Origin of the sequence: Zhihengliuella flava (assembly GCF_015751895.1) — a bacterium.
Classification (GTDB): domain Bacteria; phylum Actinomycetota; class Actinomycetes; order Actinomycetales; family Micrococcaceae; genus Zhihengliuella; species Zhihengliuella flava.
Genome location: NZ_JADOTZ010000001.1, coordinates 2,570,936 through 2,595,422 on the forward strand (window position 1 = coordinate 2,570,936; position 24,487 = coordinate 2,595,422).

Consider the following 24,487-nt stretch of genomic DNA (forward strand, 5'->3'; position numbering starts at 1 on the left):
ACCGCCACGAGGTTCCCGTGGCGGACGTCTGAGTGATCAACGATGATCGACGCGGCGCGTCGTCCAGTCGCCCAGCGCCTGGACCAGTTGAACGATGACGACGATGACGACCAGGGTGGCCACCATGACCTGGCTATCGAACCGTTGGAAGCCATAGTTGTAGGCGAGGCGACCGAGGCCGCCGCCACCGATGATGCCAGCCATCGCGGAATAACCGATCAACATGACGACCGTCGTCGTAATGCCGGCCATGATGCCCGGCAGGGCTTCTGGCAGCAGGATCTTGCGGACCACCTGGAAACGCGTGGATCCCATGACCAGTGCCGCGTCGATCTTGCCCGAGTGGATGTCCCGCAAGGAGGTTTCCACGAGGCGCGCGAAGAACGGCACCGTACCGATGGTCAGGGAAACGCAGGCCGCGTAGGGGCCGATGCCGGTGCCGACGATCCACTGGGTGAACGGGATGAGCGCCAGCATCAGGATGGCGTAGGGGATGGACCGGGTGATGTTGACGATGATGCCGGCGAGGACCACGTTGAGCCACCGGACGGGGGCTAATCCGCCGGGGGCGCTCGTGAAGAGCACGACACCGAGGGGTAGTCCGATGGCGACGGTGGCGAGCGAACCGATCACCATCATGATGAGGGTTTCGACGACGGCTTCGGGGAGGGCCTCGGTGATCCCCGGATTGTCGAGGAGGGAGGTCAGCCAGTCCATGGGTTAGGCCTCCTTCGTGGTGGTCGAGACGCCGGCGGACGTCAAGTACTCGGTGATGGCAGGAATGTCCGTTCCTTCGGGAAGTTGAATCCGCAGGTGGGCGAACTGGGAGCCGCCCAGATCTTCGATCGACCCGGCGAGGACGTTGACGTCGAGGTTGAAGCGCCGGGACAGGGCGGAGATCACGGGCTCCACGGCGTGCTGGCCCGAGTACAGCAGCTCCATCACCGTGCCCGGCGGCAGGTCATGCGGCAGCTCGTTCGGCAGCGGCAGCAGCGCGTGGGACAGCCGCCCCTGCTGGTCGCTGACGACGTCGGCCAGGTCGCCGTGCTCGATGATGCGTCCGGCCTCCAGCAGGGACACCGAGTCGCAGGCCTGCTTCACGACGCCCATCTCGTGGGTAATGATCAGCACGGTCAGGCCGAGCCGGTCGCGGACGTCCTTGATGAGTTCGAGGATCTCGTCCGTCGTCTTGGGATCCAGCGCGCTGGTCGGCTCATCGCAGAGCAGCACGTCCGGATCGGCCGCGAGGGCGCGGGCGATGCCCACGCGCTGCTTCTGACCGCCGGAAAGCTGCGCGGGGTAGGCGCCGGCGAATTCCTTGAGCCCGACGATGCCGAGGAGCCGATCCACCTTCTCCTTGACTTCTGCACGCGGGGTGCCCATGAGCTCGAGCGGGTAGGCGACGTTGGCCGCGGTGGTCCGCGAATCGAACAGGTTGGCGTGTTGGAAGACCATGCCGATGCGCCGGCGAGCCGTCAACAGGTCGCGGTCGCTAATGTCCGCCATTTCGCGGCCGTCGATCGCCACGGAGCCGGAGGTGGGGCGGTCCAGCAGCGTCAGGCAGCGCACCAGCGTGGACTTACCGGCACCGGAATGGCCAATAATTCCGTGGATGCGCCCCTTGGCAACGCTGAGTGACACGCCGTCGAGCGCGACGACGTCGCGCCCCTTCTGGCGGTAGACCTTGCGCAGGTCGGTAATGGTGATCAACTGGCTCCTCGCGGGCAGGGGGAAGTCAAGGCGGTGCGCTCTATTGAATCATCCTCAGAACGCCGCAGCCGGGGTGGGGCGTAACGAACCGACACGTGTGCAGGCCATTGTGGCCCCGAATGTGGTAGAAGACACGCTGGGGCGGCGCGTGGGCGACCAGCGGGCGCCCACCTAGCCGGAGAACGCGGGATTAACAGGCCACGTTCCGTCCACGACAGCCTCCGGATTCTTCCGGCGAAGAAACTCCTGGAAGTTGGCGGCCCAAGCCTGCTGCCAATTCACCTGCGCCGCGTGCAGCTCGAACGGGTCGGTTCGTACCTCGGCGTAACGGCTGGCAATCGCATCCGCCACGCCAACCGTAGCGGCGGCGTCGGCCAGCGAGGTATGCGCGTCGACGAGCGGTACCTGATAAAACTCGGACATCGCGGTCAGGGTTCGCTTGCCGCGCCGGTAGCGGTCCACGTGCCGGTCCAACACCAGCGGGTCGATGACCGGGGCCGGCGTCAGCGGCTCCACGCCGTAGCGGGCGGCCTCACGGTTCAGGACCGTGAAGTCGTAGCTGGCGTTGAACGCCATGACCGGCATCGTCGCGAACAAGTCCTTGAGGTGGCCGGCGATCTCCGCCACGGCGCTTGCGGCGTCCTGCCCCTCGGCGCGCGCCTTCGCCGTCGTAACCCCATGCACGGCGGCCGCGGCCTCGGGAATCTCCACGCCCGGATCCACCAGCCATTCGCGGTGGTGGATGATCTCGCTACGCCCGTTGACCACGATCACGGAAGCCGTCACGATCCGCGCAGTTTCCGGATCCGTCCCGGTCGTTTCCAGATCAAACGCGGCGCGGGGCAACTCATTCCAAGTCGTGGCAGTCATGGGGTTAACCGTACCTGCGGCTCCCCACAGGAAAGGAACGCGGGCCCGGCCTGCGGCACTAGGCTGTCTCGAATGGGGTACGAATTCACGCAGGCGGTGTACGACGTCGTCACACTGGTCCCGGCAGGAACCGCGGTGACCTACGGAGACGTCGCAGAACTGTTAGGCGCGGGCGGACCACGCCAAGTGGGCGCGGCGATGTCCACGGCCCCCGCAGGATTGCCGTGGTGGCGAGTGGTTCGCGCCGATGGAACGTTGCGGGAAGATCTTGCGGAGCGGGCGGCGGGGCGGTGGCGAGCGGAAGGCCTTCCCTGCCGGGGAGGTGACCCGGAACGACTTCGATTTCCCGAGGCCCGATGGCAACCGAGCGAGGCCGACTTTGAGGCCCTCGACGCGATCGCTGCGCGGCTCATACCCAAAGTGTGACCGGTCAGCGATTGAATGGGTGTAGATCCGCAACGGGAGGGAAGGACGTGGCAGAGGTGACAGGTACCGCTCCGGCAGCGGCAGGGCACGCGCAGGCCACCGAACTGTCAGGCGCGGTGCCACTCAGCGCCGTGCAACAGGAACTTGCCGCACTGCGCCGTGGGCACGGCCCCGTGCTCGTGGTGGGCGCCCCGGGGACGGGGAAGACGACGGCGCTCCTGGCTGCCGTGCTGGAACGCCTCCGTGAAGATTTGGCCCCTGAGCAATTGTTGATCCTCACCTCTGCTCGCGCGCAGGCCGGACGGCTACGTGATCGCCTCTCCGACCTCGTGGACGTGACCTTTTCTGAGCCGGCCGTGCGGACCTGGTCCTCCTATGCCTTTGACCTCGTTCGCCGTGCGCGCCTTGGCGGCTATCTGCCGGATCTGGAGCGGGCTCCTCGATTGCTGTCCGGGCCAGAACAGGACGCCCTGCTGGGCCAAATTCTGCACGGCCACGCGGAGGGACTCGCGCCAGAGCCGGGATGGCCGGAGGTCCTTGGTGAGGCCATCGGGACTCGAGGATTTCGGGACCAACTGCGCGAGCTGTTCGACCGCCTCTCCGAACACGGTCTGGAACCGGCCGACGTGGAGGAACTCGGCCAGCGGCACCTGAGGCCCGAGTGGGAGGCCGCCGCACGGGTTTACCAGGAGTACCGCGATCTGCTCGACTTGGGGCACGCCGAAGCGTTCGACCCAGCAGGGCTCATCAGTGCGGCCGCCCAGTTGCTCGAGACGCATCCTGACCTGTTAGCCGCCGAGCGAGACCGGCTACGACTCGTCGCTGTCGATGATCTGCAGGAAGCCAACCCCGCTCAGTATCGCCTGCTGTCACTCCTGACCAAGGATCGCGACGTCCTGGCGTGTGCGGCTCCAGATTCCGTGGTGCAGGGCTTCCGCGGGGCGCGGCCCGACTTCCTTGGCCGGCTCGAGCAGTACCTCGGTGACCTGCAGACGGTCGAACTCACGGAGTCCTTTCGTCTGCCGGCGGCTATCGCCGAGGCATGGGGGCGCGTGGCACGTCGCATCCCGGTGTCGGCCGGCGGCCGTGGTCGCGCCCTCAAACCAGTGCGCGGCGAGCCGTCGACAGCTCACGCCGATACCCCCGACGCCACGTCCGCTCACGTTCCGGGCCACGTCGCGGCCCACGTCGTGGACAGCCCCGTGCACGAGCTGCGGTACGTCGCCCACCGCATTCTCGAAGAACACCTGATGGCCTCCCGCCCACTGAGTGACATCGCCGTCATCGTGCGCCACGGCGGACTTGTCCGCTCCGTTGCCCGGCACCTCACGCAGCAAGGCATTGCGGTGGATGTTCCGCCAGCTGAGGTTCCGCTCCGCGACGAACCGGCGGTGCGCCCCCTCATCACCCTGTTTCAGGTCGTCCTCGCGGCGGAGCCCGTCGACGACGCGACGATCGTTGAACAGCTCCTGACCTCGCGCTACGGGCAAGCGACCGCCATCGACGTGCGTCGACTGCGCCAACAGTTGCGGCGGGCAGAACACGCGGCCGGCCACGCCGCCGATCACGAGCCCCGGAAAAGCCGCACCAGTTCGCAGCTGCTCTGCGCGCTACTTGCCGGTGATCCGGACGTCACCAGCTGGCTCGACGGTTGTGGACGAGAGGCCGCCGGTGCCCGGCGCATCGTCCGGATGCTCGCGGCCCTGCGCGAGCACCTGGCCGCGGGGGAAGCCAACGCAGAAACCGCCCTGTGGGCTCTCTGGCAGGCTTCTGGGCTCGAAAACACGTGGCGGGACGCCGCGCTCGCCGGCGGCAGCGCCGGTCACCGCGCCGATCTCGACCTCGATGCGCTGCTCGCGCTGTTCCAAGCGGCCGAACGCTTCATCGACCAACTGCCGGGCTCCACCGTGCAGCAATTCGTCGACCACGTGGCCTCGCAAGAGTTGCCCATGGATACGCTGGCCGGCCGCGGTGCCTCCACGGACACCGTCTCCGTGCTCACCCCGGCCGCCGCCGTCGGTCAGGAATGGGGACTCGTCTTGATTCCGGGGCTGCAGGAGGGCTTGTGGCCCAACACCAAACTCCGTGGCGAACTCCTCAAAACCGCCACCCTCACGGCGATCGTGGAAGACGGCGCCGAAGCAGCCCAGCAGCGCGACGCGGCCGCGCGCGTGCGGGCCGTCCGCGCCGACGAATTCCGTAGCTTCGCGGCCGCCGCGTCACGCGCCCGCGACGAACTGGTGTGCATCGGCGTCCAGTCGGACGACGCGCAGCCCTCGGCGCTGCTGGACTACCTCGACCCCATCGAGGGTGAACGCCCCATCACGCCAGTGCCGCGGCCGCGCACCCTCGACGCACTCGTCGCCCACCTCCGCCAGACGGCCGAGCAAGACGCCGCGGAGCCTGCACCCGAGGTGCTTCCAGACGCCGGGCTCGTACTCGCCGAGCTCGCCCGTGCCGGCGTCCGTGGGGCCCACCCGGATACGTGGTGGGGACTCGTCCCTCCCACAAGCACCGGCCCCGTCGTCCCACCCGAGCACCCCGTCACCGTCTCGCCGTCGCGCGTTCAAGCCGTGCTCGAATCACCGCTCAACTGGTTTGTTCAGGCCGCCGGGGGAGAACCGGCCATGGACTTCGCGCGAAGCCTCGGCACCCTCGTCCACGCGATCGCCGAGGATCTGCCCGACGCGACCGGCAACCAGTACAAAGAAGAACTCGACCGGCGGTGGGCCCAACTGGATCTGCCCGCCGGCTGGGAGACCCAGAAGGACCGCGATCGTGCCGAGGAGATGCTGCGCAAGTTAGCGCTCTACGGGCTGGAGATGCGCAAGAACGGGCGCCGCCTCGTGGGTCAAGAAGTGAAATTCAGCGTTGAGGTGGGCGACGGGAAACGCGCAGCCGTGATCTCCGGGCTCATCGACCGTGTTGAGGCTGGCGACGATGGTCGGCCCTACGTCGTCGACCTCAAAACCGGCAAAAGCAAGCCGACCGCGAAGGAAGTCGCCCGCCATCCGCAGCTTGGCACCTACCAGGCCGCGATCCTCGCGGGCGCGCTCGGCGACTCCCTCGATCTCGCGGTACAGCCCGCCGGCGCGGCCCTCGTGCAGCTCGGAGACGGGACCAAGGGACTCAAACCGCAAGAACAGGACGCCGTGGCGGAGGAGGACTGGGCCACGCCCATGGTCCTCGAAGCCGCCGGGCTGATGGGAGCAGCCGACTTTCTCGCTCGGCACGACCCGAGCAAGGGGCGCTCCGTGCCCTGCCGGCTCCCCAGCCTGTGCCCACTCTGCGACGAAGGACGGCAGGTGACCCAGCCATGACCGGCAAAATCATTGAGACCGCACGGTACAGCCCGGAAGATCTCGCCGACATCCTCGGCCAGTTCACGCCCACACCGCAGCAGTCGGCGATCATCTCCTCGCCGCTCGAACCGCTGCTGGTCATCGCCGGCGCCGGGTCCGGGAAAACCGCCACCATGGCCGACCGGGTGGTGTGGCTCGTCGCCAACGGGCTCGTTCGGCCAGATCAAATCCTGGGCGTGACGTTCACCCGAAAGGCCGCCGGCGAGCTGTCCCACCGCATCCGAGCCCAGCTGCTCACGCTCGAAGACCGTGGCCTCATGGAGGAAGGACTCGAAGAGCTCGGGGAGCCCACCGTCTCCACCTACCACTCCTATGCCAACTCGCTCGTGGCCGACCACGGGCTCCGCATCGGCATCGAGCCCGATTCCGAGCTGCTCGGCAGCGCCCAAACGTGGCAGCTGGCCGACCGGGTGGTGCAGGATTACGACGGCGACGCCGCGGAACTCGACGGCGCCCGATCCACCCTGACCGACGCCGTCGTGCAGTTCGCCTCAGCCTGCGCTGAACACCTGTGCACACCGTCCGAGGCGATCGACTACCTCACTAACCTGCGGGATGGGCTCGACGCCCTGCCCTACATCGCCGGGACCGAGAAGGAGAAAACGCAGGCCGCGCAGAAGCTCCTCACGCGCCTCTCAACGCGCCGGGCCGTCGCCCGACTGGCCGAGCGCTACGCCGAAGCGAAGCGGGAGCGGTCCGTCCTGGACTACGGCGATCTGGTGGCGTTGGCCGCCCGGATCGCCCGCGACGTCCCCGCCGCCCGAGAGGAAGAACGCGACCGGTTCAAGGTGGTCCTCCTGGACGAATTCCAAGACACCTCCCACGCACAGATGGTCCTCTTCTCCTCCCTCTTTGGGGACGGACATGCCGTCACCGCCGTCGGCGACCCCAACCAGTCCATCTATGGATTCCGTGGGGCCTCGGCCGGCCAGCTGTTCAGGTTCCCCACAGTGTTTCCGCGCGTCGACGGGTCCACCGGCGAGCGGGCTCCCGCCGAGGTTTCTCATCTGACCACCGCGTGGCGGAACTCCGTTCACATCCTCCAAGCCGCCAACGCCGTCGCCGAGGATCTCATTCAACACACAGGGAACGAGTCCGTCAGCGTGCGCCAACTCGAGCCCAGCCCGGTTGCCGGCCCCGGGCGCGTAGAGCTCGCCCGGCTCGAATCCAGCGATGCCGAAACGCACTGGCTCGCCGACCGACTCCTCGAGGTGCGCCGTGCGATCCGCGAGGAGCATCGCAATGGCGCCGGCCCGCAACCCAGCTCAGCCGTCCTCTTCCGCACCAAGACGCAGATCGCGGCGATGGCCGCCGCGCTCGACGAGCGGGACGTACCGTACGAAATCGTCGGTCTCTCCGGGCTCCTCGCCATGCCGGAAGTCGTGGACCTCGTGGCGATGCTCCGCGTCCTCGTCGACCCGAACCGCTCCGATGCGCTCCTGCGCCTCATCGCCGGAGCCCGGTGGAGGCTCGGCCCCGCCGACCTCCTCGCCTTCGCCGAGTGGTCGCGCGTGCTCGAGCGCCAGCGGGCCCGCCAAGTGGCGGGGGAGGAGGACGACGGCGTCGCGGCCGCTACGCCCGAACTCACCGACGCCGCCAGCCTCATCGAGGCGCTCGACACTCTCCCGCCAACCGGGTGGACCGGTCAGGGCGGACGGGCTCTCTCCGTGGGCGCCCGGGAACGCCTCGTCCAGTTGCGGGACGAGGTGCGCTACCTGCGCACCTTCGTCGACGACGACCTCTTGACGCTGATCCACGAAGTCGAACGCGTTAGCGGCCTCGAGCTCGAACTCGCCGCCAAACCGGGGGCCACGACTCACAGCGCCCGCCGACACCTTGACGCGTTCGCCGACGCCGCGGCGACCTACGCATCAACCTCCGGGGCGACGGGCCTGATCGGATTCCTCGCTTGGCTGGACGCGGCCCTCGAGCAAGAAGGCGGGCTGGAAATCCCGGCCGCCGACGCCAACCCCGAGGCCGTTCAGTTGCTGACGATTCACGCCTCCAAGGGGTTGGAATGGGACGTCGTCGCCGTCGCCGGATTGAATGACGGCACGTTCCCTACGAGCCAGCAGGACCGGTGGACCTCCGGCGCATCGGCGCTACCCTGGCCCCTGCGTGGGGACCGGCACGATCTGCCGCACTGGGACACCGACCAGCCCGACCTGAAATCCGCGCTCGACGCGGAAAAGGAATTTGCCGACGAGGTCAGGGCTCACGGTGAACTCGAAGAACGCCGGCTCGCCTACGTGGCGCTCACGCGCGCCCGGTATCACCTCATCTGCTCCAGCTCGGTGTGGACCGGCACCCGGAGCAAACCCGTCGCCATCTCACCCTTCCTCCACGACCTTCTGCCGCTGGCCGAGAATCCCTCCGAGTCCGCGCGGATTGTTACGTGGTGCGCGGACGAAGAAGCGCCCGAGGCAAATCCGCACCGTGAAGAGCCGACCGAGGCCCTGTGGCCCTTCGACCCGCTCGAAGGCCCGCACATACTGCGCGGCGACCACGACGATGCCGAACCCAGCGGCAGCCGCCGCCCGGCCCTTGAGGCGAGTGCCGCCGTCGTCCGGGACGCCCTGACCGCCGCACGAAGCGGCGACCCGGCCGAACCGCGTACCGAGGCCGGGCGGGCCTGGCTCGATGAGGCACGGCTCCTCGTCGCGAAGCGGCGTGCCAACGAGGCCCCCAAACGGTACGAACCCCCGCACCACGTGCGCGCCTCCGTGTTCGTCGACCTCGCGACGGACCGGGACGCCGTACTCGCGCAGATGCGCCGCCCCGTTCCGCGCCGCCCCGGCGTCGCTGCGCGCAAGGGAACCGCCTTCCACGCATGGGTCGAAGAACGCTTCGGCGCCACCGGCATGCTGGACCTCGACGACCTCGTGGGCGCGGCCGACGCACATCTGGACGATGCGTACGGGCTCGAAGAGATGAAAGCGGCCTTTCTCGCGTCCGAATGGGCCGACCGGCAGCCGGACTTCGTCGAGATCCCCTTCGAGACGAATGTGGGCCCCGTCAGCGTGCGCGGGCGCATCGACGCCGTCTTCCAAGAGAACGACGGGCGCTACACGCTGGTCGACTGGAAAACCGGGCGCGTCCCCACCGGGCGAGATGCGGAAGCCAAAGCCGTCCAGTTGGCCGTCTATCGGCTGGGCTTTGCGCGGTTGCACGGGCTTGACGTCGCCGACGTTGACGCCGCGTTTTTCTACGTGGGCTATGGCAAGACGCTGCGCCCCCAGCGGCTCGCTACTGAGGCCGAACTCCAAGCGCTCATTGTCAACGCCCTCGCGGAGGAGAACCCCACCTCCCACCACGCAGGCTGAGGGGGCTTGGACGATTAGCGCTCGTCGGCGTCCCGTTTTGAGGGGAGCTGAATCACGGGGATGGCCGAGGTCGCGTCCTCGTCCTGACCTGCCGCCGGGGCGGACTCTTTCCCAACGGGGGCCGAATCCTCGTCAGTGATCTCCTCGGCAGCGACGTCGCTGCCCTCTTCTGCGGCGTCGTTGCCCTCGGCGGCGCCGTCGGAGGGCGTCGCGATGGTGCCTGCGCCGGCGTCCGTGTCGCGTGGGCTGGGCGCGGCCGGAGCGTCGGGATCCTGCTCCGGGCCATTGAGCGGCTCATCTTCCTCGCGGGCTGGGGGTGCCTCCACCTCGTGTCCCGGTTCAGATTCCGGTCCGCGGTGGTGCTCGGCTTCGTCGTCAACCGGTTCGAGCTCGACGACGGCGCTGGTCACGGTGTCCGGTGCGGCAGAGGATTCGCCCACCGCATCGGCGGTGGATCCGTCCCCTTCCGCTTCGGCAGCAGAGCCGGCAGACGGGCCCGAACCCACGCGAGGAGGCTCCACGACGCTGATGGGCTGGCCCCCGTAGTCCGCAATATCTTGATCGAGGTCCGCGAGCATAGCCACGGCCTCGTCGATCCGTTCAGCGTCCTCGGTGGACATCGCCTTCACGAGCCACTGAGCCAGCGCAAACTCCGCCGAGAGGGCCGCTCGCCGCATGATGTGCGGATCCGCCTTCTCGCCGCGGGCCTCAGCGTAGGCCTCGTAGACGGCGTCGCTAAATGACTGTTCATGCGCTGCGGCCAGCCAAGCCAGATCATCGGCCGGATCGCCCACGTGCAGATCGGTCCACCCCGTCACAGCGGAGACATGGCCCTGAGAAATCAGTAAGTGATCCTCGTGGAAATCTCCATGCACCACGGTGGGGTTGAACCGCCACAGGCTAACGTCCTCCAAGGCGTGCTCCCAGCGGCGGAGCAAGCGAGCCGGAATCTGGCCGGTCGTCGCGGCCTGATCGAGGGCATTCAACCGGCGCTGGCGGAACTGTTCAGCAGAATAGGACGGCAGGTCCGCGCGCTCGACCAATTCATCGTCGAGCCCGTGGATTTCGGCGATGGCGCGGCCGACGTGCGCCGCTGTTGTTCCGCCCTCACCCACGAGTTCATCGAGGCTGAGGCTCCGACCGTCCAAATGGTTGTAGACGAATGTCCGCAAGGACCCCTGACGCACCGTGCCGGCCACGGACGGAATGTGAAACCCGAGGGCAGCGCGTACGCCCGGCGTGAAGGCCCGCAGCGCCGCAAGCTCCGTCTCAAGGCGCATGCTCGCCTCATCGTGACGGGGTGCGCGCACCCGCCACTGGTGATGCTGCGCATCCCGCACCAGCGCCGAATCGAAGTCGTCGACGTCGTCAGCGAGGGGGCCCACGCCCACGGGGGAGAGGCCCGGGACGGCGGCCGTGGCGATGGCAGCAAGTTCCATGGGAGAGCGTTTCACCCCTCCACCGTATGCGGGCACGCGCGTACGGCGCCGGAAGCCGGCGGCGAGTCGTTAACCACAGCGTCACCTGTGTATCGGCTGGAATCCGGCCCTCGACGCCGTCGTTGGCTATTGCGGAATGCTCCACAGGGCGCCGACGAGGCGCTCGTCGCCGGCCCATGATGAGTACGGTAAGAGCATGGAGTCCACTGCCACGCCACCACGCCACCGCCCGGCCAGCGGCCAGTCACAACCGCGACCCGACGCACCGCCCTACCGCGTTGACCGATTGAGCGAGGAACGCGCCCGCGAGGGCTGGATGGAGGAGGTGCTCGCCGACGACCGGACGCTGTACCTGCCACTGCGCCCCGGCCAGGGCGCCCTCGGAGTGGAATCCCTCGCGACCGATCGGGCGCTGCAGATGGTGGAGCGTTCCGTGCTGCCAGCGGGCGAGCCAACCCTGCACGTCTACTTGGGTCGGGTGGAGGACTTGTCCACCTCACCTGCGGCGGGGCGGCACGTGGTCGCCATTGTTCATCCGGGCGCTGTGTGGGGCCAGTGGAAGGACGCGGGGCACGACGGCGGGGCACGGTGGGCTGGTCTGCGGGCCCTGGCGCCGGTGCTGGAAGCAGCCGAAGCGGAACTTCTCACGCAGGCCACCGCCATCGCAGCCTGGCACGCGGGCCACACCCACTGTCCACGGTGCGGCGCACCCACGACCGTCGTCCAGAGCGGGTGGGTGCGGCTCTGTCCGCAGGATTCGTCCCAGCACTTCCCGCGGACTGACCCAGCCATCATTGTGTCGGTGATCGATGACCAGGACCGAATCCTCCTCGGCGCCAATGCGCGGTGGGGTGGCCAGCGCTATTCGACCTTGGCTGGCTTCGTCGAGCCCGGGGAGACGCTGGAGGCAGCGGTCATCCGCGAGGTCGGCGAGGAAGCCGGCATCGTGGTGAGCGAGCCAGCGTACGTATCATCTCAATCGTGGCCCTTCCCTGCGTCCATCATGCTGGCCTTCACTGCGCGGGCGACGCAGACCAGCGTTCGCCCCGACGGGGAAGAAATCATCGCCCTGCGCTGGTTCACCCGTGCGGAGCTCGCCGCAGCCGTGCGTGCCGGCGACGTGACGCCTCCGACTCCGCTGTCCGTCGCGCGGCACTTGATCGAAAACTGGTACGGTAGTTCGTTGCCCGAGCCGCAGGCGTCCCCCGCGACGGACGGCGCCGGACCGCCCGTCGCCGGCCGATGATCGCACCGCCAAGGGGCGCCCAGTCACAGCTGGAGAAGAACAACCCGTGAGTACCGCTGAAGAGAGAATTCTCGCTGGACTCGACGCGGAACAACGTCGAGTCGCCACGACCTTGCACGGGCCCTTGTGCGTGCTCGCTGGCGCCGGGACCGGCAAGACGCGCGCCATCACGCACCGCATTGCCTATGGCGTGCACACCGGTGCCTATCAGGCGAACCAAGTGTTGGCGGTGACTTTTACCGCGCGGGCGGCTGCGGAGATGCGCACGCGGCTGCGTGAACTCGAGGCACCCGGGGTCCAGGCGCGCACCTTTCACGCCGCGGCGTTGCGCCAGCTCCAATACTTCTGGCCCCAAGCGATCGGCGGTCAACTGCCTAACATCATCGATCACAAAGCGCAGCTGGTTGCCGAGGCGGCGCGCCGGCTTCGACTGACCACGGACCGGGCCAGTATTCGCGATGTGGCTGCCGAGATTGAGTGGGCCAAGGTCTCCATGCATACGCCCGAAAGCTACGTCTCCGCTGCCGCGGGCCGGGCCGACGCGGCAGGATTCGACCGTACGACGATGGCGCGCCTTTTCCAGTCCTACGAGGACGTCAAGACGGACCGGCATTTGATCGACTTCGAAGACGTTTTGTTGTTGATGGTGGGCATCCTCGACGCTGAGCCCAAAATTGCCGCGCAAGTGCGCCAGCAGTACCGCCACTTCGTCGTCGATGAGTATCAAGACGTCTCGCCACTGCAGCAGCGCCTGCTCGGGCTGTGGCTGGGCGACCGTGACGAGCTGTGCGTCGTCGGCGATGCGAGCCAGACGATCTACTCATTCACCGGGGCGACTCCGGCACACCTGCTGACGTTCAACCAAAAGTACGAGCACGCTCCGGTCGTAAAACTGGTGCGGGACTACCGTTCCACGCCGCAGGTGGTCACGCTGGCCAACCGATTACTGGCCTCCCGACGCATCGAGCCCGGCGTCACGGACCGCACGGTCGCTTGGCCGGAGCCCCTCGAGCTCGTGGCGCAGCGGGACGACGGGCCGGAGCCGCGGTTCGGCGAGTTCCCGGATGACGAGGCCGAGGCGGCTCATCTGGCCCGGCAGATCGGCCAGCTCATCGAATCCGGGGTGGAACCGGCGCAGATCGCGATCCTCTACCGGACCAACGGGCAGTCGGAGACGTACGAGCAGGCGCTGACTGCGGCGGGCATCGGGTATCAGCTGCGCGGTGGCGAACGCTTCTTTCAGCGCCGTGAAGTCCGCGACGGCATCCTCCAATTGCGCGCCGCATCCCGCATCGACGCGGAAGGATCCGTGACGCAGCAGGTCAAGGATGTGCTCGCCTCCCTGGGCTACAGCGAGACCGCACCGAGCGCCTCCGGCGCCGTGCGCGAACGCTGGGAATCCCTGCAGGCTCTGGTGGCGCTCGCCGGCGAGCTGGAACGCAAGCGTTCGGGTGGGGAAGAGAGTTTTACCCTGCTCGAGTTCGTGGCTGAGTTGGACGAGCGGGCTGCCGCCCAGCACGCTCCGACCGTCCAGGGCGTCACGCTGGCGTCGCTGCATTCGGCGAAGGGGCTGGAATGGGACGCCGTATTTCTTGCGGGAATGAGCGAAGGGCTCATGCCGATTTCCTTCGCCGAGGATCAGGCCGACTATGACGAAGAACGGCGCCTGCTCTACGTCGGCGTCACGCGTGCCCGCAAGCACCTCAGCCTGTCGTGGTCCCTTTCACGTACCCCCGGAGGCCGCGCCAGCCGCCGGGCCTCCCGCTTCCTCGCGGCGTTGCGGCCCGCGGTGGCGGCTGCTTCGGCCGATGGGGCGGGGGCTCGCGCGGCCCGCCGCCGCCGAGCCGCCGGGCCTCCCACGTGCCGCTCCTGCGGCAGCCTGTTGAGCTCAGCGGCCGAACGCAAAGTCGGCCGCTGCGGCGACTGCCCGCCCAAGTATGATGAGTCCGTCTTTGACAGCCTGCGCCAGTGGCGACTGGAAACTGCCCAGCAGGCTTCTGTCCCGGCCTTTGTCATCTTCACGGACGCCACCCTCGTGGCGATTGCGGAGGCGAATCCACAGGATCCCGCGGAATTGTCCAAGGTTTCCGGCGTGGGGCGGACCAAACTGGAGCGCTATGGCCAGCAAGTCCTCGACATTTTAACCGCGGGCGCTCCGCCCGCGTAACTTAGGGGTCTTGGGCGCACGTGCAGGCCGAGCTGGCCGGCGCTGGCGACGTCACCGGCTCCAAGCGCGTGGCCCCCGTCGCGAGGTCGAGCACCAGCTCATGGCCGAGCGTTGCGGGTGCGTTGATGCGGTCGACGACCATCAGGGCATGCGTCGCGGCGAGGGCCGAGATGCTCGCGGCCAGCGTGATTTCGCCCGGGTGCTCCGCGGGATCGCCGGCCGGCCGTGTACCCAACGCACAGGCCAAACAGGGCGTCGCCCCGGGGATGACTAGGGGGCCAAGAACGGCTTCCGCGTCGCCAAAGCGGATCGGCAATTGAGTTTGCGCGACGCTGACGTCCTCGTCGAAAGGCCACCTGGGAAAGGCCACCGTGAGGTCCGCTTCCGTCTCATCCGCCCCGGAAAACACCCGGGTGTGCGGGTGGCTCGTCTCGAATCGATGCAGGAGCGCCGCCTGCCGCGAACGGCCCAGATCACTAACCCGCAGGTAGCCAGCGGCCAAGTCGGCCGCAGATGTTGGGGTCGAGTCGTCGAAGAGGAGGGTGCCCACCCCGGCGGTTGCGAGGAGGTGGGCCACGTGCTGGCCGGCGCGGCCTAGGTGGGTCACGCGAACGACGGCGTCGCGGCGCCGCTGGACCGTGGGGCCGGCATGCACGCCATAGGCGAGCGACCAATCCGCCACATCGGCGGCCAGAACATCCGCCGCGACGCCCGGTAGTCGATAATCGCCGTCCGTCACCAACAGTGGGCCCATGAGCGCGTCGAGCTCAAGGCATCGATCGGTCTCCGGCAGCGGAGCACCGGTGGTCGGATATCCCACTTGCGTGTCAACGGCGGCCAGCCGGGCGATGTACTCGCGATCTGCGTCATCGATTCCGGTGAGCCAAAAGCCGCGATCTCCGCGGCCGAGGCACAGAGCATCTGGTGTGGGCGAGGTGAGACGCAGACCGGGATTGATGCGTCGGCGGGAGCCTGAGAACGCGAGGGGGCACGCGCCCGTCTCGACGGAGGGTGGCAGTGCTGTGACGTTGTTCATAGTGGCATCGTGCCACGCGGGGGCCTGGGGCTGCAGAGGTTATCCACAGGCCGTCGACGCCACGGCCCGCGTGCGCGCATTGATGGGGGAGAATTGAGGCATGGCCCAAAGGACAGTGCGTGAATACCAGCATCAGGACGGCACCACTGTGCGGATCGTGGTGTCGACCCGGCGAACTAAAACCGTCGGCGGAAAATGGGACGGTGACGCCGTGGTGATCACCGTCCCGGCGTGGATGGACCGGTCCGGCCAAGACCGCCACGCCCAGTCGCTCGTGACCAAGATGACGGCCCGTCGGCATCGCCAGCGGGCCCGGTCAGACAAAGATCTGCTGGAGCGAGCGCGGGCCCTCGACGAGCAGTACCTCGAGGGCCGTGCCCAGCCCGAAGCCGTTCGGTGGGTCACCAACCAAAACACGAGGTGGGCCTCAGCAACGCGCGGAGACCAGTCCATCCGGTTATCGCATCGGCTGCAGCGGATGCCGGACTGGGTTCAAGACTCCGTGTTGGTGCACGAACTCGCGCACCTCATTGCCACGGACGGCCACGGACCCATTTTTACCTCGTGGGCGAATCGCTATCCGCGGATGGCTGAGGCGGACGCATACCTCGAGGGCGTTGCGTTTGCGTGGCAGAACCCGCAGGATGCCTGAGGTTCAGGCCTTCGGGTCCTCCGGCGCTGAGCCGTCGGAATCGCCGGTGTCTGGTTCGTCAAAACCGCCAGAGAGCAGCTTGTCCAGAGCCTCGTCGATTTCACTGTCCGCGGCTTCCGCGAGGCGGCGGCGCTCTGTAAAGCCCGCTGGATCGTCCAGATCCTCCGAGGTCGGCATCAGGTCAGGGTGGGACCAGATGTCATCGCGGCCCGCAACGCCTCGTTCTTCGCGCATCGCGGCCCAGAACGCGGACGCGTCGCGGAGCCGGCGGGGGCGCAGTTCGAGGCCGACGAGCGAGGCAAAGGCCTGTTCGGCCGGGCCTCCGGTCGCGCGCCGGCGGCGCAGCATCTCGCGCAGGGCGCCGGCAGCTGGCAAGTTGGCCGACGCTTCTGCGACGACCTGATCGACCCATCCCTCGATGAGGGCGAGCGCCGTCTCGAGTTTTTCGAGAGCGCTGCGCTGAGCGTCTGAATGTTGCGGCGTGAAGAGTCCCTCGATGGCCTGGCTCTGGAATGACTCGGGGTTCATCGGATCGATATCCCGGAGGGACTCTTCGATCTTTGACATGTCGATATGGATGCCGCGTGCATACGATTCGATCGCGCTCACTACGTGGCCGCGCAGCCACGGTGCCCGCGCGAAGAGGCGAATATGAGCCGCTTCGCGCAGCACCATGAACAGTAGTACTTCTTGTTCTGGCGCCTCGAGATCTTCTCCGAAGGCGCTGACGTTGGCCGGGACTAATACGGGGCTGTTACCCGCCAGCGGAAGCCCGATGTCCGTGCCGCCGAAAACGTCCTTGGCGAGCCCGCCAACGGCCGTTCCCAATTGCATGCCGAACATGGCACCGCCGAGATTCTGGAACATTCCTTGGGCCCCGGCGAGCATTGACTTCATTTCCTCAGGCGCCTGGTCTGTCATGGCCCGGGTCATCGCCTCGGACATCGACTGGGCGACGTCGCTGGTGAGCACCTTCCACGTGTCCATCGTCTTGGTCACCCACTGGGCGCGCGAGATCGCGGTGAAGTCGGTTCCGGCCGAATCGAACGCGGTGGCCTGATCCAGCCACATCTCGGCCAGCCGTCCGGCATCGGCAACAGCCTGTTGGCGAGGGCCCGTCACGGTGGGATCATCACCGGCGGCGGCCTGGCGCGCGGAATCAATCGCGAGTGACCAGTTCACGGGGCCCGACTCGCCGCTGGCCATCGCGCCCATCAACTGCTGCATCTGGCGAAACATGTTCTGCATGGCCTGCGGGTTGTTCTGGAGGTCGCCGAGCTGTTTCTGGACATCCTCCGGTAAATCCTGCGGGTTCATGCCGCCCGGAAGGTTTCCGCCGAAGAGGTTGGAGAACATCTCAGCGAATGGATCCTTGCCGTTGTCGTCGTCGGATCCGTCCGGGCGATTGTTCTCGTGATTGTCAGCCATGATTCAACGGTACTCCGTTGCCGCCGCCGCGTCCCGGGCTGGGGCCACCGGTTCGCTGACGGCAAATCCGCGGCGTGGTGACGAAGGTGGCCGGCAGCCACAGCGGGAACGAGTAGCCTAGAGTTTCCGGCAGAGCCGGAGATTCCCCGACCGCCCACTGAGGACTTTGAGTGACCGACCACCAGAACCGGCAGCGCCGCACGCTGATTGGGGCGACCGCCGTCGTCGTGGCGTTGTCTTTAACCGCCATGGCCCTGCCCGTTCCCTATGTGGTGGAATCGCCGGGCCCCACCCTTAACACGGTGGGCGACGTTGACGGCGAGCCCGTCCTGTCCGTTAATGGCGCTGAGTCCTACCGGCCGGAATCTGGCCAGTTGGACCTCACCACGGTTTACGTCAGCGGGGGCGGCGACCGCACGCTGACCTTTTTCGATGCGCTCGGCGCCTGGGCGGATCCACACCGGGATGTCTTTCCCGCCGAGAGCGTTTACCCGCGCGGAGTGACGGGGGAGGAAATCTCCGAGCAGAACACGGCACAGATGGACCAGTCCCAGGAGACGTCCGTCGCGGCAGCCCTGACGTTCTTGGACATGGAGTACGACGCGACCATCCGTGTGGTCGGCTTTGCCACCGAAACCAACGCCGATGTCTTGGAGGAGGACGACGTCGTCACCGAGCTGGACGGGGAGCGTATGCGTACCGTGGGGCAGCTCCAAGATGGGCTTCAGGCCGAGGGCGAGCATCGGCTGACCGTGGTGCGCGGCGGGGAACCGGTCGAGGTACCGGTTGAAACGGAGACCGGAGAGGACGGGACCAGCCGGGTGGGGATCTACCTGCGTACTGATTTTGAGTTTCCCCTCGACGTCACCTTTGGGCTGGAAGACATCGGCGGCCCCAGCGCCGGGATGATGTTTTCGCTGGGCATCATTGATCTGCTCACGCCGGGGGATCTGACCGGCGGGAAGCACATTGCCGGCACGGGAGCGGTCACCGCCGAGGGCGAGATCGAACCCATCGGCGGCATCGCCCAGAAGCTCGTCGGCGCCAGCGACGCGGGGGCTGAGGTGTTTCTCGCGCCCCAGGACAACTGCGGCGACGTCGTCGGACGCATCCCGGACGGGATGACCGTTCTCAGCGTCAGCACCCTTGAGGACGCCTACGACGCCGTCTCGGCGGCGGCCGCGAACGAGGACTTGGCTGCCCTGTCCTCGTGCGGCTAGCGACGCCGTCGGTTCAGGCCCCGGCATGAGGTTCGCCACGTGAGGTGTGATCAGGCAGAATGGACTCTAACTACGTTCACTGCGGCACGGTGACTCGCATGTCGAATCGCACCTCGTGTCGCTTCCATAGCTACGCGCGAGGTTCGAATGACATTTGGCACTGACTTCCCGTTCGGCGGGCGTCCGCCCGGCGACGGCGACTCGAACGGTGGACGGGAGGAACCGCGGCAGCCGCAGCGTCGATCGCCCCTCGTGGCGACGATTGTTGTCCTCGGCATCCTGATTGCCGTTTTCGTTTTTATCTCCAACACCTACGCAGAGGTTCTCTGGTTCAACCAGCTGGGGTACTCCGAGGTGTTCTGGACTGAGCGCATCTCCCAAGTGGTCCTCTGGGTGGTCGCGTTCCTCGTGATGGGCTTCGCGGTCTGGGGCAGCCTCGCTCTGGCCTACCGCTCCCGGCCGATTTACGCCTCGGCCGCGCAGCAGCAAGACATCCTGAGTAAGTATCAGACGCAGCTGGAACCCATCCGCCGCCTCCTGATGATTGGCATTCCGGGCATCTTGGCCGCGTTCTCGGCCACAGCGATTGCTGGTCAGTGGGAGACCGTGCTGCTCTTCCTCAATCAGGAAGAGTTCGGGCAGGTCGACCCCGAGTTCGGCAAGGATTTGTCCTTCTTCCTTAACACGCTGCCGTTCTTGGGCCTTGTCGTCGGATTCCTGATCTCGGTGGTTCTCATCGCGGGTATTGCTGGCGTGTTGATGCACTACCTCTACGGGGGCATTCGCATCGAGGAACGCGGTGGTATCACCGTCTCGAAGGCCGCACGCATTCACATTTGCGTCACGGCAGCCCTCTTCGTGTTGCTGCAGGCTGGCAACTACTGGTTGGACCGCTACTCGACCTTGCTGAACCAGGATGGCCGCGTCGCCGGCGCCCTGTACACGGACGTCAATGCGGTCATCCCCACCAAGACGATCCTCGCGATCGCGGCCATCATCGTCGTGGTGCTCTTCATCCTCGGCGCCATCTTGGGACGCTGGAAGCTGCCGATTATCGGTACCGCCATGCTGATCGTGACCGCGTTGGTGGCCGGCGGCGTCTACCCGTTCGTGGTGCAGCAGTACCAGGTGCTGCCCTCGGAGAAGACGCGCGAGCAGCAGTACATCGCCCGCAACATCGAGATGACCCGCATGGCCTACGGGCTTGACGCCGTCGAGGCGGAGAACTACGACGCCACGACGGAGACGGCCAAGAACGCTCTGGCCAAGGACAGCGCGACGACGGCGAATATCCGCTTGCTGGATCCCAACCTGGTCTCCGACGCGTTCGCGCAGCTGCAGCAGTTCCGCCCGTACTACAGCTTTGCCGATACCCTCAACGTGGACCGCTACGAGATCGACGGCGAGGTTCAGGACACGGTGATCGCGGTGCGCGAGGTCAGCGTTGATCCCACTGACTCGTGGGTCAACCAGCACATCACCTACACACACGGCTACGGCGTCGTCGCCGCCTACGGGGCCAAGGTAGCCGCCGGCGGCCGCCCGGACTTCTCTCTCGGCGGTATCCCGACCCGAGGCGACTTGGCCAGCGATGATGACTACGAGCCGCGGATCTACTTCGGCGAGCAGTCCCCGGAATACTCCGTGGTGGGTGGCCCCGAGGGATGGGCGCCGCGCGAGCTCGACCGTCCGCAGGATGAATCCGGTGGCGAGGGCGACGCGAAGACGACGTTCTCCGGCGACGGCGGCCCGAGCGTCGGCAACCTGTTCAACCGGTTGGTGTACGCGCTGAAGTTCGGCTCGACCGACCTGCTGCTCTCGAGTGATGTCAATGAGGAATCACAGATCCTCTACGATCGCACCCCGAAGGAGCGCGTCCAGAAGGTGGCGCCGTACCTGACGGTTGATTCGAACGCATATCCCGCGATTGTCGACGGGCGCGTGAAGTGGATCGTTGACGCCTACACCACGAGCAACAATTTCCCGTACTCGCAGTCGCAACAGTTTGAGACTGCGGTGACGGATTCGCTGACTGGTGGCCAGCGCAACCTGACGACCTCGGGCGAGGTCAACTACATCCGCAACTCGGTCAAGGCGACCGTTGACGCCTACGACGGCTCGGTGGACCTCTACGCGTGGGAACCGGACGAGCCGCTGCTGAAGGCGTGGCAGAACGTCTTCGACCAGTCGATCAAGCCGTTGAGCGAGATGTCGGGCGAGCTGATGAGCCACGTCCGCTACCCCGAGGACATGTTCAAGATGCAGCGCCAACTCTTGGGCCTGTATCACGTCACGGACGCGGATGATTTCTACGAGTCGAACGATGCGTGGTCCGTCCCGAACGATCCGACGGTTGAGGGTGGCACGGTGGCCCAGCCGCCGTACTACCTCTCGCTGAAGATGCCGAGCCAGGAGAAGGAAACCTTCTCCCTGACCTCCACGTTCATCCCACGCGCCTCGGCGGGTGGCCAGCAGCGAAACGTGCTCTATGGCTTCCTGTCCGCCGAAGCCGACGCCGGCAATAAGGCGGGAGAAAAGGCCGAGGGCTACGGCACGCTGCGGCTGTTGGAGCTGCCACGCAGCACCGTCGTTCCGGGGCCGGGTCAGGCGCAGCAGAACTTCGACTCCAACACCGCCGTCTCGCAGGAGCTTAACCTGCTGCGTCAGGGCGCGTCGGAGGTCATCAACGGCAACCTGTTGTCGCTGCCCGTCGGTGGCGGTATTCTCCACGTCCAGCCCGTCTACGTCCGCTCCACGGGCGAGACCTCCTACCCGACGCTGCGGAAGGTCCTCGTGTCCTTCGGCGAGAAGGTGGGCTTCGCGGACACCTTGAACGAGGCGCTCGATCAGCTCTTCGAGGGATCCTCTGGTGCGCAGACGGGTGAGGACCCCGATGCCGCTCCGGACGAGACCGAGGACGGCGGATCGCAGGAGGGCTCGGTCGAGGAGCAGCTCCGTGCGGCACTGGATGCGGCGAACACCGCGATCCAGACCGGACAAGCGGCGCTGGCTGAGGGTGACTTTGCGGCCTACGGCGAGGCGCAGGAGGAACTCCAAGCGGCGCTCGAGGAGGCGATCGCGGCCGAGGCCGTGATCGCCGGCGAGGATCCGGTGGATACGCCTACCGACGCCGAGGCACCCACGGAGGGCGAGGCGACGGAGGAGCCGGCCGACTCAGGTACGTCCAACTAAGCGTCGCAGCTGCTCGCCCGCGCGGGGCACGATCCACCGTGGATCGTGCCCCGTCGCGTTGCGTGACGCACTTCATGGCCCGGGGGAGCCCCGTCGATTTGCTTCGGGCCGCGTGACATGGCAAAGTTAAATCTTGCGCCGCGGGGTGGAGCAGTTCGGTAGCTCGCCGGGCTCATAACCCGGAGGTCAGAGGTTCAAATCCTCTCCCCGCAACGAAAACAAGGCCCCGACCTGAGGAATCAGGTCGGGGCCTTGTGCATTGCCGCCGTCGCGCACGCTCGAGAGAACGCCGGTCACGTCAGTTCACAAGTGCCCCGACCTGCGGTAAGTTAATGCTCACTAACTTGAGTGTGACATGGACATCACGCCATGTGTCGCCGGGTCTCCGGCGGCCTCTCGGACGGCGCGCACCCTTGTATTCTGAGGTGGCGTTATTCGGCGAAAGGGAAACTTGTGAGCGCGACACCAACGAAGGCACGTCCGGGCGGAGTTTGGGCGAAGTTCGGCATAGCGGCGGGCATCGCCGTCGTCTTGCTGATCCTCCTCATGCTGGGCGCACGGTGGCTCATGACCCTCGATTCGGTGCAGCAATTCGTCCAGACGTATCCGGGCCACTCGACGCTCCCAGACGATGCGCCCGAAGGGTTGCCTGCCTGGCTTGGCTGGCAGCACTTCTTGAATATGTTCTTCCTTTTCCTCATCATCAAGACCGGCTGGCAGGTCAGAAATCAGCAGCGGCCGCCAGCGCACTGGACGCGGAATAACAAGGGCTTGATCAGGACCAAAGGCGCGCCACAGCGCATCAGCATTAATTTGTGGTTTCACCTTGTCCTTGATGCTTTGTGGGTCCTGAACGGTCTGGTTTTTATCGTGTTGATCTTTGCCACCGGGCATTGGGTCCGCATTGTGCCGACCAGCTGGGACGTTTTCCCCAACGCGCTGTCCGCTGGACTGCAGTACCTGGCGCTGGATTGGCCCGTCGAAGACGGCTGGGTCAACTACAACGGCCTGCAACTGCTCGCGTACTTCGTCACCGTCTTCATCGCCGCCCCCTTGGCGATCCTCACGGGGGTCCGGATGTCCGGGGCGTGGCCCAAAAAAGCAGGGATCAACAAGTTCTATCCCATCGAGCTGGCCCGGGCGGTCCATTTTCCCACGATGGTGTACTTCGTGATCTTCGTGATCACGCACGTGGCCCTCGTTCTCGCTACCGGTGCGCGCGCGAACCTGAACCACATGTATGCGGCGAGCAATGACGGCGGGTGGACTGGCGTGTGGTTCTTTATTGGGGCCGTGGTGTTGAGCGCGGCGGCGGTGGTCTTCACTCGCCCCGTGGTCATTGCTCCCTTGGCCAATCTGATGGGCCGCGTCAGTCGGTAGGCGCGGTTCATCCGCACGTCACCGTCCGTTGACCATGATTTGGTGATTCCGACGGGGAGCTGTAAAGTGGTATCTCGCGCCGCGGGGTGGAGCAGTTCGGTAGCTCGCCGGGCTCATAACCCGGAGGTCAGAGGTTCAAATCCTCTCCCCGCAACGAAAACAAGGCCCCGACCTGAGGAATCAGGTCGGGGCCTTGTGCGTTTTCAGGACGAGTGCGTCCTAGGCGCCGTGGTAGGTGGCGCCCTCCGATTCGGCGGAGGCCTGACCCAGCTCGGCCGGGGTCCGGCCCTGCTTGAGGGCCGCCAGCCGCGCCTCGACCTCGAGGTCCTCGCCCAAATCTTCGAGCTCCTCGAATTGCGCGTCGAGGCTGGAGGCCGCCAACTCGTTGGCACCGAGCACGCGGGCCTCCTCGCGGCGAATCTTTTCCTCGAAACGGGAGACCTCGGAACTCGGGTCCATGATGTTGACGCTCTTCAGCGCGTCGTGCACTTGGTTCTGGGCCTCGGCCGCCTTGGCACGCGCCACCAGCTCGTCGCGCTTGGCGACGAGCTGCTGACGCTTGGTCTTCATTTGCTCCAGCCCGCCCTTGAGCTTCTCGACGACCTGCTCCTGGGACGCGATCGTTGGCTCAACGCTGCGCACCTCGGACTCGGCGTGCATCTGTCGCTGGATGGCCACCTTCGCAAGATTGTCGTACTTCGCGGCCGCCGCGCCGTTGCCTGCAGAGCGCTCCTGATCGGCCTTCCGGGAGGCGGCCAAGGCCTTGTTGCCCCATTCGGTGGCCGTGCGGACGTCTTCCTCGCGGTCCTGCTGCATCAGCCGGAGATTGCCAATGGTTTGAGCGACGGCCGTCTCGGCCTCAGAAATGTTGTTCGTATAGTCGCGCAACATCTGATCCAACATTTTCTGCGGATCCTCAGCCTGATCGAGCAGAGCGTTGATGTTGGCCTTGGCCAGCTGAGTGATACGGCCGATGATGGACTGCTTTTCCATGGTCGCTACCTTTCGTGGTTGGTCTGATGAATCGTTGTTGAGT

General features: G+C 66.5%; 16 protein-coding genes and 2 tRNA genes. 11 read left to right on the plus strand and 7 right to left on the minus strand.

Annotated elements, in window-relative coordinates:
* Positions 1 to 36 precede the first annotated feature (36 nt).
* The 3 genes from IW252_RS11850 to IW252_RS11860 form a co-directional block, all read right to left on the minus strand.
* Complete coding sequence (locus tag IW252_RS11850) at positions 37 to 717, minus strand: methionine ABC transporter permease (RefSeq protein ID WP_196836746.1); 681 nt, start codon at positions 715 to 717, stop codon at positions 37 to 39.
* Between the two features lie 3 nt (positions 718 to 720).
* Complete coding sequence (locus tag IW252_RS11855; RefSeq protein ID WP_196836747.1) at positions 721 to 1,710, minus strand: methionine ABC transporter ATP-binding protein; 990 nt, start codon at positions 1,708 to 1,710, stop codon at positions 721 to 723.
* Between the two features lie 171 nt (positions 1,711 to 1,881).
* On the minus strand, positions 1,882 to 2,580 hold the full coding sequence (locus tag IW252_RS11860) for a 3'-5' exonuclease (protein WP_196836748.1): 699 nt from the start codon (positions 2,578 to 2,580) through the stop codon (positions 1,882 to 1,884).
* Positions 2,581 to 2,652: 72 nt separating this feature from the next.
* Between IW252_RS11860 and IW252_RS11865 the strand changes: the two genes are divergently transcribed.
* From IW252_RS11865 to IW252_RS11875, 3 genes are read left to right on the plus strand one after another with little or no spacing between them, the layout of a single operon-like run.
* Positions 2,653 to 3,006: an MGMT family protein gene (locus IW252_RS11865; protein WP_196836749.1), complete on the plus strand. Its 354-nt coding sequence runs from the start codon at positions 2,653 to 2,655 to the stop codon at positions 3,004 to 3,006.
* A 56-nt stretch (positions 3,007 to 3,062) separates the two neighbouring features.
* The gene (locus IW252_RS11870) at positions 3,063 to 6,326 is read left to right on the plus strand and encodes an ATP-dependent helicase (protein ID WP_196837254.1); all 3,264 of its coding nucleotides are present in this window, start codon (positions 3,063 to 3,065) and stop codon (positions 6,324 to 6,326) included.
* A complete protein-coding gene (locus IW252_RS11875) occupies positions 6,323 to 9,691 on the plus strand; it encodes an ATP-dependent helicase (RefSeq protein ID WP_196836750.1) in 3,369 nt (1,122 codons plus the stop codon). The genes IW252_RS11870 and IW252_RS11875 overlap by 4 nt, the downstream gene beginning before the upstream one ends.
* 14 nt (positions 9,692 to 9,705) lie before the next feature.
* On the opposite strand, the gene IW252_RS11880 is transcribed toward IW252_RS11875, so the two are convergent.
* Entirely contained in the window at positions 9,706 to 11,145 is a 1,440-nt protein-coding gene (locus tag IW252_RS11880) for a phosphotransferase (RefSeq protein WP_331271529.1), read from the minus strand.
* 181 nt (positions 11,146 to 11,326) lie between these two features.
* Between IW252_RS11880 and nudC the strand changes: the two genes are divergently transcribed.
* Entirely contained in the window at positions 11,327 to 12,376 is a 1,050-nt protein-coding gene (nudC, locus tag IW252_RS11885) for an NAD(+) diphosphatase (RefSeq protein ID WP_231366001.1), read from the plus strand.
* Between the two features lie 46 nt (positions 12,377 to 12,422).
* Positions 12,423 to 14,543 (plus strand): ATP-dependent DNA helicase UvrD2, encoded by a 2,121-nt coding sequence (locus tag IW252_RS11890; RefSeq protein ID WP_196836751.1) that lies wholly within the window; start codon positions 12,423 to 12,425, stop codon positions 14,541 to 14,543.
* A gap of 1 nt (position 14,544) precedes the next feature.
* On the opposite strand, the gene IW252_RS11895 is transcribed toward IW252_RS11890, so the two are convergent.
* The gene (locus tag IW252_RS11895; protein ID WP_196836752.1) at positions 14,545 to 15,579 is read right to left on the minus strand and encodes a hypothetical protein; all 1,035 of its coding nucleotides are present in this window, start codon (positions 15,577 to 15,579) and stop codon (positions 14,545 to 14,547) included.
* Positions 15,580 to 15,679: 100 nt separating this feature from the next.
* Here IW252_RS11895 and IW252_RS11900 point away from each other — a divergent pair, with 100 nt between their 5' ends.
* A complete protein-coding gene (locus IW252_RS11900) occupies positions 15,680 to 16,231 on the plus strand; it encodes a M48 metallopeptidase family protein (RefSeq protein WP_196836753.1) in 552 nt (183 codons plus the stop codon).
* A gap of 3 nt (positions 16,232 to 16,234) precedes the next feature.
* On the opposite strand, the gene IW252_RS11905 is transcribed toward IW252_RS11900, so the two are convergent.
* The gene (locus tag IW252_RS11905; RefSeq protein WP_196836754.1) at positions 16,235 to 17,659 is read right to left on the minus strand and encodes a zinc-dependent metalloprotease; all 1,425 of its coding nucleotides are present in this window, start codon (positions 17,657 to 17,659) and stop codon (positions 16,235 to 16,237) included.
* Between the two features lie 170 nt (positions 17,660 to 17,829).
* Here IW252_RS11905 and IW252_RS13755 point away from each other — a divergent pair, with 170 nt between their 5' ends.
* The 5 genes from IW252_RS13755 (at position 17,830) to IW252_RS11930 (ending at position 23,605) form a co-directional block, all read left to right on the plus strand.
* Complete coding sequence (locus IW252_RS13755) at positions 17,830 to 18,879, plus strand: YlbL family protein (protein WP_196836755.1); 1,050 nt, start codon at positions 17,830 to 17,832, stop codon at positions 18,877 to 18,879.
* A 147-nt stretch (positions 18,880 to 19,026) separates the two neighbouring features.
* Entirely contained in the window at positions 19,027 to 22,071 is a 3,045-nt protein-coding gene (locus IW252_RS11915; protein ID WP_196836756.1) for a UPF0182 family membrane protein, read from the plus strand.
* 139 nt (positions 22,072 to 22,210) lie between these two features.
* A tRNA-Met gene (locus IW252_RS11920) sits at positions 22,211 to 22,284 on the plus strand.
* A gap of 294 nt (positions 22,285 to 22,578) precedes the next feature.
* Positions 22,579 to 23,451 (plus strand): cytochrome b/b6 domain-containing protein, encoded by an 873-nt coding sequence (locus tag IW252_RS11925; RefSeq protein WP_331271554.1) that lies wholly within the window; start codon positions 22,579 to 22,581, stop codon positions 23,449 to 23,451.
* 80 nt (positions 23,452 to 23,531) lie between these two features.
* A tRNA-Met gene (locus tag IW252_RS11930) sits at positions 23,532 to 23,605 on the plus strand.
* Positions 23,606 to 23,670: 65 nt separating this feature from the next.
* Here the strand turns inward: IW252_RS11930 and IW252_RS11935 are convergent.
* A complete protein-coding gene (locus IW252_RS11935; protein ID WP_196836758.1) occupies positions 23,671 to 24,444 on the minus strand; it encodes a PspA/IM30 family protein in 774 nt (257 codons plus the stop codon).
* Between the last annotated feature and the right edge of the window lie 43 nt (positions 24,445 to 24,487).

Bases quoted from the DNA above. Each gene is read 5' to 3' on its own strand.
- IW252_RS11905 (WP_196836754.1), bottom strand. From the start codon at position 17,659: ATGGCTGACAATCACGAGAACAATCGCCCGGACGGATCCGACGACGAC.
- IW252_RS11935 (WP_196836758.1), bottom strand. From the start codon at position 24,444: ATGGAAAAGCAGTCCATCATCGGCCGTATCACTCAGCTGGCCAAGGCC.
- IW252_RS11850 (WP_196836746.1), bottom strand. From the start codon at position 717: ATGGACTGGCTGACCTCCCTCCTCGACAATCCGGGGATCACCGAGGCC.
- nudC (WP_231366001.1), top strand. From the start codon at position 11,327: ATGGAGTCCACTGCCACGCCACCACGCCACCGCCCGGCCAGCGGCCAG.
- IW252_RS11895 (WP_196836752.1), bottom strand. From the start codon at position 15,579: ATGAACAACGTCACAGCACTGCCACCCTCCGTCGAGACGGGCGCGTGC.
- IW252_RS11875 (WP_196836750.1), top strand. From the start codon at position 6,323: ATGACCGGCAAAATCATTGAGACCGCACGGTACAGCCCGGAAGATCTC.
- IW252_RS11915 (WP_196836756.1), top strand. From the start codon at position 19,027: ATGACATTTGGCACTGACTTCCCGTTCGGCGGGCGTCCGCCCGGCGAC.
- IW252_RS11900 (WP_196836753.1), top strand. From the start codon at position 15,680: ATGGCCCAAAGGACAGTGCGTGAATACCAGCATCAGGACGGCACCACT.
- IW252_RS11860 (WP_196836748.1), bottom strand. From the start codon at position 2,580: ATGACTGCCACGACTTGGAATGAGTTGCCCCGCGCCGCGTTTGATCTG.
- IW252_RS11865 (WP_196836749.1), top strand. From the start codon at position 2,653: ATGGGGTACGAATTCACGCAGGCGGTGTACGACGTCGTCACACTGGTC.